This is a genomic window from Limosilactobacillus reuteri subsp. simiae (assembly GCF_020784875.1).
GTDB classification, from domain to species: domain Bacteria; phylum Bacillota; class Bacilli; order Lactobacillales; family Lactobacillaceae; genus Limosilactobacillus; species Limosilactobacillus reuteri_H.
In genome coordinates this window covers 47582-66578 of the sequence record NZ_JAJGUI010000089.1, presented here as the reverse complement: position 1 = coordinate 66578, position 18997 = coordinate 47582, and the positions used below count along the sequence as shown (strand labels likewise).

Annotated in this window: 24 protein-coding genes and 1 tRNA gene; 21 read left to right on the top strand and 4 right to left on the bottom strand. The window is 38.3% G+C overall.

The features are described 5' to 3' along the window. Nucleotides 1–131: 131 nt before the first annotated feature. The 8 genes from LMC10_RS02480 to LMC10_RS02445 all read left to right on the top strand — a co-directional run bounded on the left by LMC10_RS02480 (nucleotide 132) and on the right by LMC10_RS02445 (nucleotide 7547). On the top strand, nucleotides 132–377 hold the full coding sequence (locus tag LMC10_RS02480; RefSeq protein WP_229268831.1) for a hypothetical protein: 246 nt from the start codon (nucleotides 132–134) through the stop codon (nucleotides 375–377). Then, entirely contained in the window at nucleotides 374–523 is a 150-nt protein-coding gene (locus LMC10_RS02475) for a hypothetical protein (RefSeq protein WP_229268830.1), read from the top strand. Before LMC10_RS02480 ends, LMC10_RS02475 begins: the two co-directional genes overlap by 4 nt. After that, entirely contained in the window at nucleotides 520–1866 is a 1347-nt protein-coding gene (locus tag LMC10_RS02470) for a PriCT-2 domain-containing protein (protein ID WP_229268829.1), read from the top strand. Before LMC10_RS02475 ends, LMC10_RS02470 begins: the two co-directional genes overlap by 4 nt. 119 nt (nucleotides 1867–1985) lie before the next feature. Next, nucleotides 1986–3737 carry a virulence-associated E family protein gene (locus tag LMC10_RS02465; protein WP_229268828.1) on the top strand — a complete coding sequence of 584 codons (1752 nt, stop codon included), beginning with the start codon at nucleotides 1986–1988 and terminating at the stop codon, nucleotides 3735–3737. 430 nt (nucleotides 3738–4167) lie between these two features. After that, nucleotides 4168–4371, top strand: coding sequence for a hypothetical protein (locus LMC10_RS02460; RefSeq protein ID WP_229268827.1), 204 nt, complete (start codon nucleotides 4168–4170; stop codon nucleotides 4369–4371). Between the two features lie 128 nt (nucleotides 4372–4499). Further along, a complete protein-coding gene (locus tag LMC10_RS02455; RefSeq protein ID WP_229268826.1) occupies nucleotides 4500–4892 on the top strand; it encodes a hypothetical protein in 393 nt (130 codons plus the stop codon). Nucleotides 4893–4897: 5 nt separating this feature from the next. Further along, a complete protein-coding gene (locus tag LMC10_RS02450) occupies nucleotides 4898–5197 on the top strand; it encodes a hypothetical protein (protein ID WP_229268825.1) in 300 nt (99 codons plus the stop codon). 112 nt (nucleotides 5198–5309) lie between these two features. Beyond that, nucleotides 5310–7547, top strand: coding sequence for a tape measure protein (locus LMC10_RS02445; protein WP_229268824.1), 2238 nt, complete (start codon nucleotides 5310–5312; stop codon nucleotides 7545–7547). 248 nt (nucleotides 7548–7795) lie between these two features. On the opposite strand, the gene LMC10_RS02440 is transcribed toward LMC10_RS02445, so the two are convergent. Next, complete coding sequence (locus LMC10_RS02440) at nucleotides 7796–7951, bottom strand: hypothetical protein (RefSeq protein WP_229268823.1); 156 nt, start codon at nucleotides 7949–7951, stop codon at nucleotides 7796–7798. Nucleotides 7952–8227: 276 nt separating this feature from the next. On the opposite strand from LMC10_RS02440, the gene LMC10_RS02435 reads away from it, so the two are divergent. The 4 genes from LMC10_RS02435 to LMC10_RS02420 are packed head-to-tail and all read left to right on the top strand — an operon-like array spanning nucleotide 8228 to nucleotide 10300. Next, complete coding sequence (locus LMC10_RS02435; RefSeq protein ID WP_229268822.1) at nucleotides 8228–9049, top strand: hypothetical protein; 822 nt, start codon at nucleotides 8228–8230, stop codon at nucleotides 9047–9049. A gap of 14 nt (nucleotides 9050–9063) precedes the next feature. Further along, nucleotides 9064–9480 carry a hypothetical protein gene (locus LMC10_RS02430; RefSeq protein WP_229268821.1) on the top strand — a complete coding sequence of 139 codons (417 nt, stop codon included), beginning with the start codon at nucleotides 9064–9066 and terminating at the stop codon, nucleotides 9478–9480. Next, on the top strand, nucleotides 9477–9878 hold the full coding sequence (locus tag LMC10_RS02425; protein WP_229268820.1) for a hypothetical protein: 402 nt from the start codon (nucleotides 9477–9479) through the stop codon (nucleotides 9876–9878). Before LMC10_RS02430 ends, LMC10_RS02425 begins: the two co-directional genes overlap by 4 nt. After that, nucleotides 9851–10300 (top strand): hypothetical protein, encoded by a 450-nt coding sequence (locus tag LMC10_RS02420; protein WP_229268819.1) that lies wholly within the window; start codon nucleotides 9851–9853, stop codon nucleotides 10298–10300. Before LMC10_RS02425 ends, LMC10_RS02420 begins: the two co-directional genes overlap by 28 nt. A gap of 457 nt (nucleotides 10301–10757) precedes the next feature. Here the strand turns inward: LMC10_RS02420 and LMC10_RS02415 are convergent. Next, nucleotides 10758–10845, bottom strand: a tRNA-Ser gene (locus LMC10_RS02415). Nucleotides 10846–10997: 152 nt separating this feature from the next. Between LMC10_RS02415 and LMC10_RS02410 the strand changes: the two genes are divergently transcribed. Continuing rightward, on the top strand, nucleotides 10998–11666 hold the full coding sequence (locus LMC10_RS02410) for a ribonuclease H family protein (protein ID WP_229268818.1): 669 nt from the start codon (nucleotides 10998–11000) through the stop codon (nucleotides 11664–11666). A gap of 25 nt (nucleotides 11667–11691) precedes the next feature. Continuing rightward, entirely contained in the window at nucleotides 11692–12849 is a 1158-nt protein-coding gene (locus tag LMC10_RS02405) for a hydroxymethylglutaryl-CoA synthase (protein ID WP_229268817.1), read from the top strand. 32 nt (nucleotides 12850–12881) lie between these two features. On the opposite strand, the gene lexA is transcribed toward LMC10_RS02405, so the two are convergent. Beyond that, the gene (gene lexA / locus LMC10_RS02400; RefSeq protein ID WP_003666853.1) at nucleotides 12882–13508 is read right to left on the bottom strand and encodes a transcriptional repressor LexA; all 627 of its coding nucleotides are present in this window, start codon (nucleotides 13506–13508) and stop codon (nucleotides 12882–12884) included. 128 nt (nucleotides 13509–13636) lie between these two features. On the opposite strand from lexA, the gene LMC10_RS02395 reads away from it, so the two are divergent. Both LMC10_RS02395 and LMC10_RS02390 read left to right on the top strand, forming a co-directional pair. Next, nucleotides 13637–13888 carry a DUF896 domain-containing protein gene (locus LMC10_RS02395; RefSeq protein WP_003674333.1) on the top strand — a complete coding sequence of 84 codons (252 nt, stop codon included), beginning with the start codon at nucleotides 13637–13639 and terminating at the stop codon, nucleotides 13886–13888. A gap of 73 nt (nucleotides 13889–13961) precedes the next feature. Then, a complete protein-coding gene (locus LMC10_RS02390) occupies nucleotides 13962–14189 on the top strand; it encodes a YneF family protein (RefSeq protein WP_003666855.1) in 228 nt (75 codons plus the stop codon). 43 nt (nucleotides 14190–14232) lie between these two features. On the opposite strand, the gene LMC10_RS02385 is transcribed toward LMC10_RS02390, so the two are convergent. Beyond that, nucleotides 14233–14871 (bottom strand): lysophospholipid acyltransferase family protein, encoded by a 639-nt coding sequence (locus LMC10_RS02385; protein WP_229268816.1) that lies wholly within the window; start codon nucleotides 14869–14871, stop codon nucleotides 14233–14235. 94 nt (nucleotides 14872–14965) lie between these two features. On the opposite strand from LMC10_RS02385, the gene LMC10_RS02380 reads away from it, so the two are divergent. The 5 genes from LMC10_RS02380 (at nucleotide 14966) to tsf (ending at nucleotide 18919) form a co-directional block, all read left to right on the top strand. Then, nucleotides 14966–15721, top strand: coding sequence for a tRNA1(Val) (adenine(37)-N6)-methyltransferase (locus tag LMC10_RS02380; protein WP_229268815.1), 756 nt, complete (start codon nucleotides 14966–14968; stop codon nucleotides 15719–15721). After that, entirely contained in the window at nucleotides 15711–16001 is a 291-nt protein-coding gene (locus LMC10_RS02375) for a GIY-YIG nuclease family protein (protein ID WP_003666858.1), read from the top strand. The genes LMC10_RS02380 and LMC10_RS02375 overlap by 11 nt, the downstream gene beginning before the upstream one ends. A gap of 1 nt (nucleotide 16002) precedes the next feature. Next, nucleotides 16003–16995: a D-2-hydroxyacid dehydrogenase gene (locus LMC10_RS02370; RefSeq protein WP_003671158.1), complete on the top strand. Its 993-nt coding sequence runs from the start codon at nucleotides 16003–16005 to the stop codon at nucleotides 16993–16995. Nucleotides 16996–17157: 162 nt separating this feature from the next. After that, nucleotides 17158–17946, top strand: coding sequence for a 30S ribosomal protein S2 (gene rpsB / locus LMC10_RS02365; protein WP_003666860.1), 789 nt, complete (start codon nucleotides 17158–17160; stop codon nucleotides 17944–17946). Nucleotides 17947–18043: 97 nt separating this feature from the next. Further along, nucleotides 18044–18919 carry a translation elongation factor Ts gene (tsf, locus tag LMC10_RS02360; RefSeq protein ID WP_003666861.1) on the top strand — a complete coding sequence of 292 codons (876 nt, stop codon included), beginning with the start codon at nucleotides 18044–18046 and terminating at the stop codon, nucleotides 18917–18919. The last annotated feature ends 78 nt before the right edge of the window (nucleotides 18920–18997 follow it).

Sequence of the window (18997 nt, the reverse complement as noted above, 5' to 3'; positions counted from 1 at the left end):
AAGGTTTTGGCGAACGTTCTTTGATAAAAGCCTAGAAGGTAATGTGTAACAAATACAGCTATTTTGTTTCACAACTTTTTATCTCCATTATACCAAGTCCTAGCTACAAATTAAAGGAAGGACTAATAGAAATGGATATATCTAATAATATAGCACAACAATACAACATTAACGGCCTATTACAGGCACTAAGAGACGAATTACAGCCAATTACTGATAAGGCACAATCTCACCGACTAACTACAGAGGAATCCGGATTAATTGCCACTAGTATGGCACAATCAGCACCAGCAATTGAAAGCCTATTAGCAGTCTTAACCCAGTTAACACAAGCACAACTGGACGGTTTACTAAAGAAGGACGGTGAAAGCAAATGACATTAATACAATTAGCAAGTACTCGGCACACGACCCTTGCTAAGGCACGGATTTATGAGCTAAAGAAAGAAATTGCTAGTCGACAAGAAGAAATCAGAGAACTGGAAGCAATGGAACACACTGTTGAAGAGGTGGCTAAAAAATGATGGATTATCAATGGAACTACCCCGAGATGTTGAATTATGTTAACCCTGCTCAATTAACAGAACGTGAGTGGGTCATGGTGGGGATGGCTCTTAAACATGAAAACCAACCTTTCTCTACTTTTGATGAGTGGTCTAGTCGTGACGATACTAAAACCAGTAACGGACACCCTCGCTACACTTTAAGGAGCTGTCAACGAGCGTGGAATAGCTTCAAGGAAACCGGACGACCAGTTACTGGGGCGTATATTACTAAGTTGGCAAAGGCTGGGGGATGGCATCCTGTCTATCGTAAAAAGACTCCAGCAAATAATAACCACCAATCAATTAAGATTGAACCGCTTGATCCTAATCCGATTACTCAATTGTTAACTTTCTTAAATACTTTGTTTAAGGGGGATGAACACATTGCCTATACCACTAGAAGTTTTCAACGGAATGGTAAGTGGGAACCTTATCCTCCTAAAGGCAATGACGACACAAGTTATACCTATCGACATACAGCAGGTGAACTTACTAAGGCTTTAACAGACGCTTTAAACAAAGGCCAGAACAGTTTATCAGTAATTTTTAGAGGGCTTAATACAGAAGCTGGTGCATGGATTAGGGTTAATCCAATGGACGGTAAAGGCATTACGGATAAGAATGTAACTCAATATAGGTACGTCTTAGTGGAAAGTGATAGTACCTCGATTGAAGAACAGTACCGCTTGTATCAGCAGTTAAACTTACCAATTGCCACATTAGTATATTCCGGTGGAAAGTCTCTCCATGCAATTGTAAAAATTAATGCTGATAATCGTAAAGAGTATGACCAAAGAGTTCGATACCTTTACGACACCCTCAAACGTTATGGTTTTAATCCAGATGAAAGCGATAAGAACCCTAGTAAATTAAGTCGTTTGCCTGGTGTTAAACGTGGGGCAAAAGAACAATTTTTAGTGGCTACTAACATTGGTGTTAAAGGCTGGAACGAATGGTGTTGGGGTATACCAGACCAGCCTTTAAGTAAAGAGGCATATCAGCTAATTAAAGCAATTATGAGTGACCAACAAGATTGTAATCAGTTCTTAGGCTGGTTAAAACATCCTCGCAAAGATAATCGATTAGATTTTAAGGCGTGTGGTGTTATTGCCTATCACTGTAATCAACAGTTCCAACAATGGAATACCCACCTAATCAACGAGGTTTTTATGTGGACGGGCTTATTTGACCACGCACGGTGGTATAGGCTTATCCCAACTAAAGATGGTAAATACACTACTTATGGCCATCAGACTATTGAACGGGCTATTAAGTGGAAACAAGGCGGTTATAACAGCAATCAGACAATGGGGGTGGAATGATGGCTTTAAGATAACTGTTAAAGATGGCAGTGTCGGTTAAAAAGAATGAATAAAGCATTGGTGTGTGAAAGGAAGTCCCGAATGGAGTTTACAAATAAAAGAAGAGGGAGGCCACTCAGATGGCTGATAAAGATAAATGCAGTGAAGCAATTGAGAATATGGATGAGGCAAAGGCAATCAAGAAGCAGATTGACCAAGAGAGTGGTAATAAAAACGGGAGTCTTGACTATGCAAAAATAATTACAACCGCTTGTGAGGGGCTTGTTAATCAGTACAAGACAGATGCCGTTACCGATAAAGGTAAGGAAACCACGTTAAAGATAGCTAATAGAATGGCAAAAATCATAATGAAAGAGTTTGGTAAAGAAGCTTACCAATATATTAATAAGGCTTCTGACTTAGCTATTGAACTTGATAATGACAATTCGGAAGCACGAATGGCAATTATTAATCGCGCTACTGACTGTTTAATCACAAAAGCAACTGGAACCAATGTATTGGACACCGAAAACGCTAAACGGTTCATGTTAAGAACCAAGAAAGGTGGAATTCAGCCTAGCGCGTCCGAAAATTGTCGTTTAATCTTTTCGCAAGACCCACACTATCAAGGATTGCTACGGTACAACGATTTTACCGAAAAACCAGAGTATCGAGAAAGCCGTCAAACGGGTTTCAAACAATTAAAGGATGATTTTGCCAAAAAGCTAAGTGCTGAGGTGCAACGATATTATCGGTTCATTCCTTCAGAAAGAGCAGTCGCTGACGGAATTGTATTGGCCTCTCAATCAAATAGCTATAACCCTGTTAAAGAGCGTATTGAAAGTGTTCAGTGGGATGGCAAGAAACGGGCAGCAAACTTCTTCATTGACTATTTGGGTGCTGATAATACTCCTTATGTAAAAGCCGTTACCGAAACGTGGCTTGTTGGTGCAATTGCACGTGTTTATCGGCCCGGAGTGAAGTTTGACATGGTACCGATTCTTAATGATAGGCAGGGAACGGGGAAGTCTACACTAGTTAGCTTATTAACACCACCGCAATATTTCCTAGACGATTTATCTAGTTTGAGTGGTAGCAAAGATAAGGATAACTTACTCAAAATTCATGATAGTTGGATTGTTGAAATTGGCGAGTTGGATGCTATGGGCAAAACGGGAATTGCTGAAACGAAAGCATTTATTTCTAGGCAGAACGACCAGTACCGTTCTCCCTACGGTCATTATAATGGTGGTCATCCTCGAAAAAACGTGTTTATTGGAACGGTTAATCAATCGGAATATTTACACGATTTAACTGGTAATCGTCGCTTTTATCCAATTCACTGTGAGAAAGACAGAGCTACTAAAAAAATTCCAGAACCTGGTGACTACAATAATCCAGATATCTTACAGGTATTAGCCGAAGCCAAATTCTTATTTGATAAAGGGCACCCGTTAATGCTTTCTAAAAAAATGGAGGCGATCGCTCACGAAAAGCAAGCCGAAGCTACTGTTATGGATATGCAAACCAGTTTAATGCTTCAATATAGTGAGTTACTAGTACCAGATGATTGGGATGAGTTTAGCATTTATCAACGTCAACAGTATTTCAAAGCATTCAAAGAACACGGCGAATATCGTAAATACAACCAAAATATCAAAGAATTTCAGATAATACCGCAAAATCAGCTTCATAAATTATCACAGTTTACTAACGCTGAGTTGCTGGAGGTCGTCTTTCAGCAAGATGGTCGCGAAATTGCACGTGGCGGCCGAAATGGTCTTACTTCTAAAATTTCAATGGTTTTTGGTAATGACCCTCACTGGAAAAAGACAAACCACACCAAGCTTTTTGGTAAAGAGAAAAAAGGTTACAAGCGGACGGCAGACTAATCGGGCGGACGGCAGGACGGTGAAAGTGTCCATCTCCTAACGCTTAGAGCCACAAAAGATTAGGACAGTGGACGGACGGTGGACGTCAAAATCTACGCGAGAAACTTTAAAAAGAATACACAGGAATATAAGTAATGTAAATATATATACTTCTTTCTAAAAGTAGTGTCCTACTGTCCTTAGTAAGGTCTAAAGCGTTGTGTATCATGGGATTAAGAGATGGACGGTTAAGGTGTCCCGTACTGTCCAGCCGTACCGTTCACACACACCCGTGATAGCTTGAGGCAGTGACCAGATAACACCGGTAGGGTGAGACGCCCTATAATCCAACACAAGATAGCCACCTAAAACTAGAGTTGGGGTGGTTACATGATGATGGAGCTATCACAGTAGGGGTATCATTCCCCTAAGACAGAAAGGAAGATTAAACATGATATTCAATCAATACGGACAGCCATATACTCGGTATATTCCGAACGTAGAGCGTTACTTGGACGGTGTAGCGTATACCGACAATGAGGAATACTTAACAGCAATTAACAGCCGAATTAGTGAATTGAAACGGCTAGTAGCAGAGGTTGAAGGTGAAGATAACAGTAACGTACTCGGCTGGAATGATCCTATCAAAGCGTGACTTAACATAATTTCTCTACTATGCAATACGATGCAAACACTGGTATAGAAGCAATTACAGTTTTACAAAGCGGGTTAAAAACTGTTAACCCCATTAACTATTCTAGTTATTTGAAAGGATGACCTAATGTGAAAGCAAATAACGCATATATTATTGACGATGGCAATGGTCATAGTCTTATCACCGTGACCTTAGATTATCAGTATTTTAAGCAAGACCTCACCACTTTTGAGAAACGGGTAATAAGCATGATTCCAAAAGGCGGACAAAGGCGGGTGTCACAAGCAGAACTAGCAAACCTATTAAGTACAACCAAGCGGGTAATCCGTGAAGCGATTTTGTCAGCAACTAAGAAAGGAGTACCGATAGTAACAGATAACTCTAATAAGACGGGTGGCTATTATATTGCTCGAACTAAAGAAGAATTAAACAATGGTATTAGGAAAGCCAAGCACCAAGCCAATGAAACACTTAATCGGATGGTGGGACTTGCTAACGTTGATTTGAGTAAATGGAGCTAAGTAATATGAAAGTGTATAAAGCACAGAAAGTAAATAACGCATTTTTAGATATAGCCGATGATACATATAACAAGTATGGAAAAGTAGCTTCACTAAGGCTCAGAAAATGCTTAATGCTTTTGCAAGTGCAAATGAACTTACACCCTAATTGGTTTGAAGAATTAGACAAGTTGGGGTGGTCAATTAAAGTGAATGTATCAAGTGATGGAATACCTCAAATAGTCACTTCAAGGGGTAAAAGAAAAAGTCACTTATACCATGTGAAAGCCAGTAATGGCGCACGTTTAGAGTGGGTAAAGGACTAACAAATATAGTATAATATAAGTAAGGCATTGGCTTAACTGAATAAGTAGGCCGGTGCTTTTTTGCTATTTTAAATCAGTAATAAAGAATCAAAAATAGAAAGGAGAAAATAGAATGGCGGAACAGTTTTCAGTACAAGCTGTTATCAGCGCTGTGGATAAGGGCTTTTCTTCAGCGATGCAAAACGCTGGTAGTTCCTTAAAAAGCTTAGGTAGTGCTGCTAGTCAAACACAAGGGACTGTAAGCAACGCTGGTAACGGAATGATGGCTTCAATGAAAAGCATGGCTGGAGCTTTTGGAATTGTGCAGGTTGCCAGTAAAGCCTTAGGAATTATTAAAGATTCCGTTGGTGGAGCAATTAACCGGATCGATACGCTAAGCAATTCACAGCGTGTGTTTGCTAATTTGGGTTTTTCAGCTAAAGAAACCAGTGCAGCGATGAAAGGCTTGCAGAACTCTATTAAAGGATTACCTACTGGACTAGATCAAGCGGTTAGAGGTGTCCAGTTAATCGCTGGTACTACTAAGAGCTTGGGACAAGCGCAAAAGGTATGGTCAGCGATTAACGACTCTGTAATTGGGTTTGGTGGTAGCTCAGCACAAGCAGAAAATGCAGTACAACAGTTATCACAAGCTTTTTCAGCCGGGAAAGTTGACGCTGAAACGTGGAATTCAATGATTGATTCTGGAATGGGGACAGCGTTAAACGCCTTAGCTAAGAACATGGGACTTACGACTGCTCAATTAAAGCAAGGGTTATCGGATGGTACAATTTCAGTTGACCAGTTTCAAAATGCGTTAATTGATTTAGACAAGAACGGTGGAGGTGGTATTAAATCACTCCATAAAATCGCTTTAGCAAGCACTGCCGGTATTTCAACCGCACTGACTAACGCTAAGCTTGCTATTCAACGTGGGATTGGAGACGTAATAAATTCACTGAATAAGCTTTCTACCGATGTAATAGGTTCTTCAATTGGACAGAATATTTCTAATATTGGTAAAGCCGCTGAGAAAGGTTTTCAAGCACTGGGTAAGATTATTACTTCCTTAACTCCTTATATTAAAAACTTTGGTAATTTCTTAAAGGCTGCTTTCAATAATGAAATTGTCCAATCGTTTATAGCTGGATTGGCTGGTGCTGTTGGTGCCTTTGCAGCTATAAAAACTGGAATGGCTGTGTTTAGCGGTGTTAAAGCGGCGATTGATATGGCTAAGTTAGCATGGGTAGCGTTTCAAATTGCACTTAGTACGCCTCTAGGAATCGTCACCGTTATAGCTGGAGTGGTTGCAGCGTTAGTCTATTTCTTTACGCAAACTAAGACCGGTCAAATGCTGTGGCAAGGCTTTATTTCATGGCTCACTAGCGCATGGCAAGCTTTAGTTGGGGTGGCTACTACGGTTTGGAGCGCAATAGTAACAATAGTTACAACGGTAGTAAGTACGATTCAAAGCGCATGGACTGGCTTTACCGGTTTTATGTCTAGTTTATGGCAAGGTATAGTTTCTGTAGCTCAAGCAGCGTGGCAAGGTCTAGTAACGGTTGTTACAACCATTTGGAATGCTATTCAATCAGTTATTCAAACTGTTATGTCGATAATTCAAGGAATTATTACCGCGATTATGGCCGCTATCAATGGAGATTGGTCTGGTGCTTGGAATGCTCTTAAAGGTGTTACTCAAACAATTGGAAATGCAATTAAAGGGGTAGTTACCTCGTTTATGAATGCAATCAAGAACGTATTCTCTAACATTTGGAATCAAGCAAAGACTATTTTTAGTAATGGTATTAAAGCCTGTTTGAATGTGATAAAAAACGTTGGTAGTTCAATGGTTTCTGCTGGTCGTGATTTCGTTATGGGATTTGTTAATGGTGTGAAAGGTGCTATTGGTAACGCTATTTCCGCCGTTGAAAACATGGCTAGTTCAGCAGTCAATGCCGCTAAGAAATTCTTAAAGATTCACTCACCATCACGTGTTATGAGAGAACTTGGTGGCTATACCGCTGAAGGATTTGCAAACGGAATTTTAGGACAGCTTGCCATCGTTGAAGGTGCTGCTGAAAGGTTAGCTAATTCAGCAATAATAACCATCCTACCTTCACAGATTGATGATACAGGCTTGAGGAATTCTTTTTCTAATCTAAACAACATGATAGGTGGCACCTATAGTGGTACTGTTACTATGCAAGGTGATACAACGGTTATGAATAGAGTAGAAGCTCTAATGCAAGAGTTAGTTAACAAGTCCGGTGATGTATACATGGACGGTAACAAAGTAGGTAATATAGTTGCACCTACTATTGATACTCAATTAGGTAATAATGTTTCTATGAAGGGGCGTTGGTCATAAATAAGCATTATATAGAGGATTTCGATAAGGAACCCTCTTTTATTTTGCTCTCAGACATAACGAAATATGAATAAGCGGGCAATCGATGGTTTAAGTGATAATAAAAAGCACTCACTATTGTGTGAATGCTTAGTAAATCGTTCCCTCTGCCATAGTAGAAAGGAGCACATTATTCTTAATTGCTAGCTTCATAGCCTTTATACCGTCACGATAATCTTTTTCATTAGGATGTAATGGATCGACCAAAGCTAAATATCCATTTCCAAATTTGCGATGGTAAGTTGTAAGTTGCTTCTACTTGTTGAAATTCCTTTATAAGCTTTTGCAAAACCATTTTTCACCTCTCCTTTTAATTTAATAATGCTTTGCTCCGAAACCGTTTTTGGTTTTGTAAACTTTTCCACTCTCTTTCAACTCATGTATAAACTTTCGGAAAGTCTCTTTCTCTTTCCTAGAAACTTTACCCTTCAATTTAGGAATATCTGGATTTGACCAATCTATCTTATCCATAATGTCTAACGGTGGCATTAACATATAATAATCACCTTTTTTGATAATTTTAACATATCAGTATTCTGTCATTAAAATAAAGATTTTAATGACAACAAAGTGGTATAATATAGCTATAATGTATAGTTATTTAATATATATGTATTTAACGAATGACGGAGGAAATAAATATGGATGATTATAACCGCATTGACACAGACGCTCTCTTGGCTAAGCTTAGACAAAATCTAGGGCTTGACCTAGAAACATCACAACCAACACCAAAGAAAGTTGATAAACAAATTGCGCTAGAACAACAGGCAATGGCCAATACTCCTTACAACGCTGATTACTACAATCAAGCAATCAAACGGGTAGAAAAGTTAAAGGATTATTGCCAGTCAAGTATGAAAAATAAACATCCCCGTGCTGATATTATCGCTGATATTGATTCCTCAGCTCATGCAATCATGAGGGACTATCACGAGGGTGTTAAAGATCAAATTAAGCAATTAAAGCAATGGCAACAGGATTATATTAAATACTTCAAGAACAAGGAAAAGAAGTACGATAGTCCTCAAGAGGAACTTCTACACCGGCAAGACTGGAATTCAATGGTTAATGCAATGGACAGTGAAGAGTTAGCTGATTACATTCGAGAACTCACTAACGATGACAGTAAGACACTTGGCGCATATGAAGTTAATACATTACTCAGTAAGACAAAGAATAATCCTTCATTATTCGCTCTTGTTAAGAGTTACCGTAATACCAAACACGTTGGTAGTGAATGGGAAACTACAGACGCATGGCAACAGGTGGAAAAGTCACTATCAATTTTAGGCGTATACCAGAGAAATAACATTCTTTACGACAAGCCAGAAGAAGGCGAATGGATTAGCCGTAAGATGATTGACCCGAAAGAAGAGGCAATGAGTGTATTAAACTCTCATCCTAATAATCACAGTCAATATAAGGTAGAACATCATCAACCAGTTAACATTTTTGAATAGGTAGGTGGTTAAACGTGGTAAGAGTAGGAAGCTTTTATCGTGGAAAGTTAGTCTTACCAAGTGTGTGGCGACCACAACTTAAAGATAGTAGTTTTAGGGTACGGAACAAGGATAAAGGCCACCCTACTGTGTTAGCTTATGTTTATTCTGACCGGGTATATAAAGACCGACAAGCTTACGTCCCTTGTATGGCCTTGTATCATGATTATCAAGCTTATTGTAAAGAGCAAAGCTTAAAGCCGTTAAGTTCTTGGCAATTTAAGCGCAATATGCAAGTACTGGGTTTTGTTTGGCAACGGTGCCACTCTTTCTATCGTGGGTATGGTAGTTATTACGTTACAACGGCTTACAAGAATATCTGTTTTGACCACCGGAAAAACCGTAGATATCATAAGCACCAACCAAGCGCTAAGGATTTTATAAAAGAATGAGACTAAGCATAAAAGATGTGACAACTTATTTCCGTGACTATCAGCTTCTTAGATTGATAGTGATAGGGCGATATAGTTTACAACCAAAGGATAATAATTATTTTCGATATAAGGCACAGCTACAATCACGGGTTAACGCTCTAAAAGCAATTAAAGAACTTGAACCAATTGGTGGCCGTGTAATTGAAGTTTCATTGTGTCACAGAGGCAATCTAATACAGTTAGCCACCAAACTTGGCTTTTCTAAGAGTGGTTTACGACATCGTAAGGATAAGGCACTAAAATTACTACAGGATTTATTAAATGACCAACATTTTCGATTAAAGCACCGGATAGCAACACCAGAGTTATATAAAGGAAGGTTTGATTCATGGACAGATGGACACGGCAAGCGTTAATTAATTGGCTAGAGGAATATCAAGATTATGTGGTAAGCGTCAAATTGCAAGAGCGCCCTAGAGCGATACAGTTGGACGGAATGCCAAAGAATAAAGGGTATAAAGACCCCACTAAACGGTTTCTTCACTACCACAATGATAATGAAGAAGCTAACCGGCGCTTGCAAGCTGTTCAAAATATTAAAGATATTGGTGATGAATATGAGTTGTATGGAGATATACTTTACTATCGTTATATGGTAGGGTTACCGACTGACCAACTCTTAGAACGGTTAGAGAATTATAGCAACCTATTAGACAGTAACCGGTATATCCCGACTGTTTCCCGAGTTTCCCGATGGACGACTAAGGCTTTACTGTGTTTAGAAGAAATGATTCCCCAACAGTGGTACCTTAACAATAAAAAAGGCGCCCCAGTCTAAAAAGACCAGAGCGCTTGAACTGTTACTTGAACAGTTTTTTAATTAGGTGTTTAATGTGCTTACTAGGCACAATGAGAATTAGTACACACCAATGCAAGGGAGTCACCTCCAAACTTGCGCTTAGTAAAGAGTGATTAAGTCTTCGGTGCGCTTAATCATTGTACCATAATTTATTTGTGCTATAATACGTGTATGAGAATTAGTATGCCGGTGTGCAAAATGGTTTCAGTTGATTACTTAAACCGAACCGGTTGGGGGCGCTTAATAGGCGTCCTTTTTTTATGCAATAAAAAAGACGGTGAACATGTTATTCATCGTCTACCTTGCCTGCTAGATTTTTCCGCAGTTTTTCCGCAGAATTGATTAAAAATAGTGTTTTTTAGCGTAACTCGAAAAATAAAAAAGCTGATATATCAACGTTTTAACAACTATTGAATATCAGCAAAACTTTAGATAAAGGAGACAAGGGGATTTGAACCCCTGCACGCTTTTACACGCCTAACGGTTTTCGAAACCGTCCTCTTCAGCCACTTGAGTATGTCTCCATTTCAACTTTATTATTGTAACAAAAAAATTGTAAAGCGTAAAGAGAATATCAATCAAGGAAATAGCTATTTAATAATTTTGCAGAAATGATTTCTTGCTGATATGATATTCTAATATATGATGTAATTTGAAATTTAATTAGGGGATTTTTATGGTAAAAAAATATTATGCAGTTAAAAAAGGTCGTCATCCAGGAATATATAAAACTTGGGCTGAATGTCAGAAGGAAGTTAATGGATATCCAAATGCTAAGTTCAAAAGTTTTTTAACACTTAAAGGTGCTAATGAATGGCTTCAGGCTACGGGAAATACCGTGCCATCAACTAAAGCAGTTGATTATTCTGATAATATTCTTGTTTATACTGATGGAGGCTCCCGTAATCATGGCAATAAGTTGGGGCAGCATGTTAAGGCAGATGATAAAGCGGCCTGGGCTTATTTTATTCAAACTAAAGATCAAGCTTATACAGGAACTGCTGGCGAATTTGGGGCTACTAATAATAAAATGGAGATTACAGCTTTAATCCAAGCACTAACTAAACTATTAGAACTTGGCCTCCAAGATCAATCAATTACAGCGATTTTGGATTCACATTACGTACTTGACCCAATTATGAAAGGTTGGTTAACTAATTGGCAGCGACGGGGATGGTTAACCGCTGGTGGCAAGCCGGTAGCAAATCAGAAGCTATGGGAAAAAATAGTTGCCCTTTTACCTCAATTCCCTAATTTACATTTTGATTGGACTAAGGGTCATGCAACGAATGCTGGAAATAATAAGGTCGATGAATTACTAAATAAGACGATGGATCAGTTATAATTATTTGACAAGAGGATGATAAGAAATGAGAATTGGTATTGACAAAATGGCTTTTGCAACAACAAATGACTATTTAGACCTTGTTGAATTAGCAAAAGAACGCGGCGTAGATCCTAATAAATTTACCATTGGAATTGGGCAGGATCTACAGGCAGTTGTGCCACCTACGCAAGATATTGTGACTTTAGGAGCTACGGCAGCGAAAAAATTACTTACTCCTGAACTAGAGAAAAATATTTCAACGGTAATTGTGGCAACTGAGTCAGGAATTGACAATTCAAAAGCGAGTGCAATCTACATTAAACGCTTATTAGGGCTTAGCGACTTCACCCGAACGGTAGAAATGAAAGAGGCGTGTTATTCTGCAACAGCTGCTATCCAATTTGCAAAGGGGGTAGTGGCGCTTAATCCTCAAGAAACTGTATTAGTGATCGCTGCTGATATTGCTCGTTATGGATTAAATACTCCAGGAGAGGTGACTCAAGGAGCTGGAGCAGTTGCAATGTTGATTTCGCGTAACCCTCACATCCTAACCCTTGAAGATACAACTGTTGCTTATAGTAAGGATATAATGGACTTTTGGCGGCCGTTATATGCAACAGAAGCTTTAGTAGATGGAAAATACTCTACTAATGTTTATATTGAATTCTTCCTTCAAACTTTTACCCGTTACCAGCAATTAACTGGGCGAAATTTAGCGGATTTTGCTGCCCTTACATTCCATATGCCGTTTACTAAAATGGGAAAGAAAGGGTTAGAAGGGCTGCTCAAAGATCGTAATGATGAAGTAGCTCAACGATTACGAACACAATTAACCGCAAGTCAACTATTTTCGCGTCAAGTTGGTAACCTTTATACTGGCTCCCTATATTTATCATTAATGTCATTGTTACAAAATAGTGACTTAAAAGCTGGAAGCCGAATTGGGTTATTTAGCTATGGTTCTGGTGCAGAAGGAGAGTTCTACACAGGAATCCTAGAAGATGGCTACGAGCATTATATGAATAATATTCAAGAAGAACTAGAACATCGTCACCAGGTTTCGGTAGCAGAATACGAAAAACTATTCAGTAGTCAATTAGGAATGAATGACCAGGATATCGAGTTTGATGTTACTAATGATCCATTACCTTTCGTTCTTAAAGGGCAAAAGGATCATCAACGGATTTATGAAGCTAAATAAAAAAGGAGCCCAAAATGGACTCCCTTTTTTATTTAGAAAATATGATCACGAAATAGTCCCACTACTTTACCAAGGATTTTTACATTGTCTAAGAAGATTGGCTCCATCGTATCATTTTCTGGCTGTAAACGAAAACGTGTTTTTTCTTTATAGAATCGTTTACAAGTAGCTTCATTATCATCATTCATTGCAATAACGATATCACCATTTTTAGCGGTGGATTGTTTACGCACAATTACTTGGTCGCCATTAAAAATCCCTGCTTTAATCATACTAGTTCCACGAATGGTAAGCATAAACAAATCATTATTATCTTGAATAGAAGGAGGTATCGGGAAAAACTCAGTAGCATTTTCAACTGCTAAAATTGGTTGTCCAGCCGTAACAACACCAAGCATTGGAATTTCTTTTTGAATCGGTTTTACACCTAAAATATCAAGTCCCTTGGGTGTGATCTCAAGTGCTCGAGGCTTAGAAGGGTCTTTTTGTAAGAATCCTTGTTCAATTAAGCGAGAGATGTGTCCATGGACTGTTGAAGTTGAAGACAGTCCAACAGCACTACAAATTTCACGAACAGTCGGTGGATAGCCATGATCTTCAACTTGTTTATGAATATAATTTAGGACGGCCATTTGTTTATTTTTTGCTACCTTTGCCATATTGACACCTCATTATCATTAATTGTGTTAAGCTTATCATAGATAGATGCATATTTCAAACGTACGTTCGTGATTTGCATTAATTTTATAAAATAAGTAAAATCGACTTTATTAAGGAGATGATTATAATGGCTGAATCGAAAGAACAAGATGCTTTATTGAAGCGGATTAATGAACTTGCTCATAAGAATAAAGAAGAAGGTTTGACTGAGGAAGAAACTAAAGAACGAGATCGTTTACGTAAGGAGTACCTAAAGAACTTTAGAGAAGCAATGCGTAGTAATATTGAAATGATGCGGATTTTTGATAAAGAAGGTAAAGAGGTTACTCCTGAAAAGGTTCGTGAAATTCAACGTAAAAAAGGACTTCGTGACGATTAACAGCGATTTGCTCTTTTCAAAAATTGCTCTTTCGTGTAAGATGGATAGGTAACGAGCAAAGGAGGAAGTAATTGTGGGTATGACGATCATGCTAATGATTCTTGCATTATTAGTCGGTTTGGTTATCGGCTTCTTTGGTGCACGTAAATACATGGAAAACTACCTCCGCAATAATCCACCGATTTCGGAAGAGATGCTGCGGACAATGATGCTTCAAATGGGTCAAAAACCATCCAGTCGTAAATTACATCAAATGATGCAAGCGATGAAAGCACAAGCTAAAAAGTCAAATCGTAAATAATATAAAAGGATGTGATTTTTATCACATCCTTTTATATTGGAAATTAAAATTCATCATTCTTCGGTTTTGGAGGAACAACATATTTATAATTGGGATCGATTTGTCTATCTAATTGGTCAAAAGCATCTTGCATTTGCTTTTCTAAATCAGCCTGTACTTCAGGAGTAAGTCGTTGTTTGCGGTCAATATAAATAGGCTTTCCAAATGCAATTTGGCGCGGCTTACGGGTAAATAGCTGGCTAAACTTAAGAGGACCCTGATAAACAGCAGGAACTAAGGGAACATTTGCCATTTTAGCAATCACGGTGGCCCCGCCTTTTAATTTAGATGAGTAGCGCGATCCGCTAGGAAAAATAATGGTCGATAAGTCAGTTTTCCTTAAAATTGTAACCGGCTTTTTAATAGCAGACGGTCCAGGATTTTTCCGGTCAACTGGATAAGCATTTAACGCTTTTAAGAATTTGCTAGCAATTGGATTCTTAAAAAGTTCTTTTTTGGCCATGAAGCTAAATTTTTTTGGCCATACGGCAAGTGCTAGTAAGACAGGATCCATCCAAGTACGATGTGGTGCAATAATAATATAATTGCCTTCGGGGATATTTTCCCGATTGTATATTTTAGGTCGCCCGTTAATCAAATTTAAAAATGGATTAACGATTTTAACGAGGAAAGTGTACAACATGTCAATCTTCCAATCTATAACAAAATTAAGTTTTCGTTCCTCAGTATGACGAAAAAAAGTGGATCTTGCAAGTACAAAAATAATGGAGGACATAATGGAAAACAGAAATATTCTAAAAAAGAATGAAAGAATTGATCAGTTATATAGTCAGGATGTACGGATAATCCAAAATCCCCATTATTTTGCTTTTTCACTAGATGCTGTCTTATTAGCAAATTTCGTGCGTCCCAATCATCGACAGAAATTGAAAATTGTTGATTTATGCGCTGGAAATGGGGCAATCGGCATTTTTCTCCACGATAAGCTTGGCGGAACATTTACTGAAGTTGAATTACAACCACAGATTGCTGATATGGCTAAACGGACAATTTTGCTAAATGATTTACAAGATCGTTATACCGTCATTAATGATGATATCGCTAACGTTAATGATTATATTTCTAAGGACTCGATTGATATTGTCCTTTGTAATCCTCCTTATTTCCCAGTTACAGCCCAAAGTCAGAAAAATCCAAATAAAGCTTTAGCGATTGCTCGTCATGAAATAGCGACTGATTTAGTGACAGTTATTAAAAAGATGAGTGGTTTATTAAAAATGAATGGTCATGGGTATCTTGTGCATCGTCCAGATCGTTTAGGTGAGATTTTACAAGTGTGTCAGGAAAATAGATTAGCCCCTAAAAGAATTCAATTTATTCATCCTAAACCTGATCGTGATGCGAATATTTTGTTGCTTGAAGTGATTAAGGATGGCCGACCTGGAGGAGTAAAAGTAGTACCACCATTGATTGTTCATGGAGCAGATAACGAGTATACTCCAGCGGTTCAGGAGTTATTATATGGCAAGTGAGAAATACTATATTTATGTATTGTATTGCGCGGATAATAGCTTTTATTGTGGCTTTACCAACAATGTTAAACGGCGCTTTCATACCCATCAGACTTATCAAGGGGCAAAATATACTCGTGTGAAAAAGCGTCATCCGCTAAAGCTTATTTATTCAGAGGAATTTGAATCAAAGCACGATGCCTTAAGTGCGGAATATTATTTTAAACATCAAACCCGCCGCCAAAAAGAAAAATTTTTACTAGACCATGGTGTTAATTTATTGAAACTACGGAGGAATTAAGATGAAGATTTATATGTATGGTGTTTATCAGGATGAAGTCCCTTACATTGAGGAATGGCAAGAGGAACATCCTGAAGTAACTGTAGACTCAACAACTAAACTTTTAGACGAAAGCACAGTCAACTTGTCTAAAGGAAGCGATGGAGTAGTAGTATTCCAGCAAAAGCCTTATTCAGATGAGGCCTTACGTCAATTAGCGTTTAATGGTATTACAAAGATGTCATTGCGGAATGTTGGGGTTGATAATCTTAATCATGAATTAGTACGAGAACTTGGTTTCCAAATTACCAACGTACCAGTTTATTCCCCAGCTGCGATTGCTGAATTTTCAGTTACTCAAGCACTCAATCTTTTACGTCGAACAAAAGAATTTTATTTAAAATTAGCAAAAGGAGATTATAACTGGGCACCGCATATTGCTAAGGAAATGAATAAGCAGGTTGTCGGGATAGTTGGAACAGGAAATATTGGATCTACGGCAGCTAAAATCTTTGCTGGTTTTGGTGCAAAAGTGATTGCATATAGCCGTCACCAAAACAAGGAACTAGAGGGAATTGTTGAATACGTTAGCCTTGATGAATTATATAAACGGGCAACAATTATTTCGCTTTATTTACCGCATGTTCCAGCGACAGATAAAATGCTTAATGAAAAAACATTTGCAATGATGCAGGACGGGGTCTTACTGGTTAACACTGCACGTGGACCATTAGTCGATGAAAAGGCATTGATCGAAGCATTGAATAGCGGTAAAGTCGGAGGAGCTGCTCTAGACGTAATGACTGGTGAAACCAAGATTTTTAACCAGCAAATTGATTTCCAAGAAGTTGATTATAACGAATTTAAGGATTTAGTTGATCGGCCAAATGTTTTAATCACGCCACATATTGCTTTCTATACTGATCAAGCAATCAAAAATATGGTTAAGATGAGTTTGTCTGCCAATCTAGATTTAATTAAAACTGGGACGTCAGATAAACTAGTTAAATTTTAAAATAAGTTAAGTGAAAAACCTTGTCAGTTTGCAAGGTTTTTTGTATACTATATTTCGGTGTTACACGCCAATTTCACACCCAGAATGATGGTGGTGAGGGTGCTTAAATAGTCCCATTGCCAGAAGAAGACTGGGGAGGAAAAACAATTTGGAGGTATATTTATGTCTGTTGTATCTATGAAGCAATTGCTTGAAGCCGGTGTCCACTTCGGTCACCAAACTCGTCGTTGGAACCCAAAGATGGAAGAATACATCTTTACTGAACGTAACGGTATTTACATCATTGACTTACAAAAGACTGTTAAGTTAATTGATACTGCTTACAACTACATGAAGGATGTTGCTGCTAACGATGGTGTTGCTTTATTTGTTGGTACAAAGAAGCAAGCTCAAGATGCTATTGAAGAAGAAGCTACTCGTGCAGGTCAATACTACGTTAACCACCGTTGGTTAGGTGGTACTTTGACCAACTGGAAGACTATCCAATCACGGATCGCTCGTTTGAAGGAACTTAAGAAGATGAGCGAAGACGGTACATTTGATGTTCTTCCTAAGAAGGAAGTTGCTGTCTTAACTAAGCAACGTGAAAAGCTTGAACGTTTCCTTGGTGGTATTGAAGATATGCCACGGATCCCAGATGTTATGTTCATTGTTGATCCTCACAAGGAACAAATTGCTGTTAAGGAAGCTCAAAAGTTACACATTCCAATTGTAGCTATGGTTGATACTAACACTGACCCAGACGACATTGATTACGTTATCCCATCAAACGATGATGCTATCCGTGCCGTTCGCTTAATCACTTCAAAGATGGCTGATGCTTTTGTTGAAGGTAAGCAAGGTCAAGACGATGCTCAACAAGAAACTGCTGATGATAACGCTGCTAACGAAACTGTTAGCGAAGATTCATTAAAGAACTTGAAGAACAGCGTTGAAGGTAAAGAAGACTAAAAATATTAAATTCTTGGGCTGTTTTGTACGGACCATTCTGGCCTAAGTACTAAACAGCCCTTTTTTCAAAAAAGATTATAAAAGGAGAGATTTCGTCATGGCTGAAATTAAAGCTGCTCAAGTTATGCAATTACGTAAAAAGTCCGGTGCTGGTATCATGGATGCTAAGAAGGCATTAGTTGCTAGTGATGGTGACATGGACAAAGCAATGGACTACCTTCGTGAAAAGGGTATTGCTAAGGCAGCCAAGAAGAGTGACCGTGTTGCAGCTGAAGGATTAGCTGATATTGCTGTTAATGGTAATACAGCTGCAATCGTTGAATTGAATTCAGAAACTGATTTCGTTGCTGCTAGTGAACCATTTAAGGACTTATTGAAGAAGGTTACTAAGTTAATTAGTGAAAATAAGCCTGCTAATGTTGAAGAAGCATTAGAAATCAAAACTGAAAATGGTACATTAAATGATGATATTATCAGTACTACACAAAAGACTGGTGAAAAGGTTAGCCTTCGTCGGTTTACTGTTGTAGAAAAGGATGACGGCGATAGCTTTGGTGCATACTTACACCAAGGTGGTCAAATTGCTGCATTAGTTGTCTTAGAAGGTGCTGATGATGCCACTGCTAAAGACGTTGCAATGCACGTTGCAGCTATCAATCCTGAATTCATGACTCGTGATGATGTTTCTCAAGAACGTCTTGACCATGAACGTGCTATCTTCAAGGAAGAAACTTTAAACGAAGGAAAGCCTGAAAAGATCGTTGACAAGATTGTTGAAGGTCGTTTAAACAAGTTCCTTTCACAAATTTGTTTAGCAGATCAAGACTTTGTTAAGGATTCTGACCAAACTGTTGAACAATACGTTTCAAGCAAGAATGGTAAGTTGAAGTCCTTCATTCGTTACGAAGTCGGTGAAGGAATCGAAAAAAAGCAAGATGACTTTGCTCAAGAAGTTAAGGACCAAATGAACTAAGCGTTCGGTCAAAAGGAGGACGTACTCAATGTAGTGCGTCCTTTTTTAAAAATTAACTTACCAATTCAAGGAGGATAT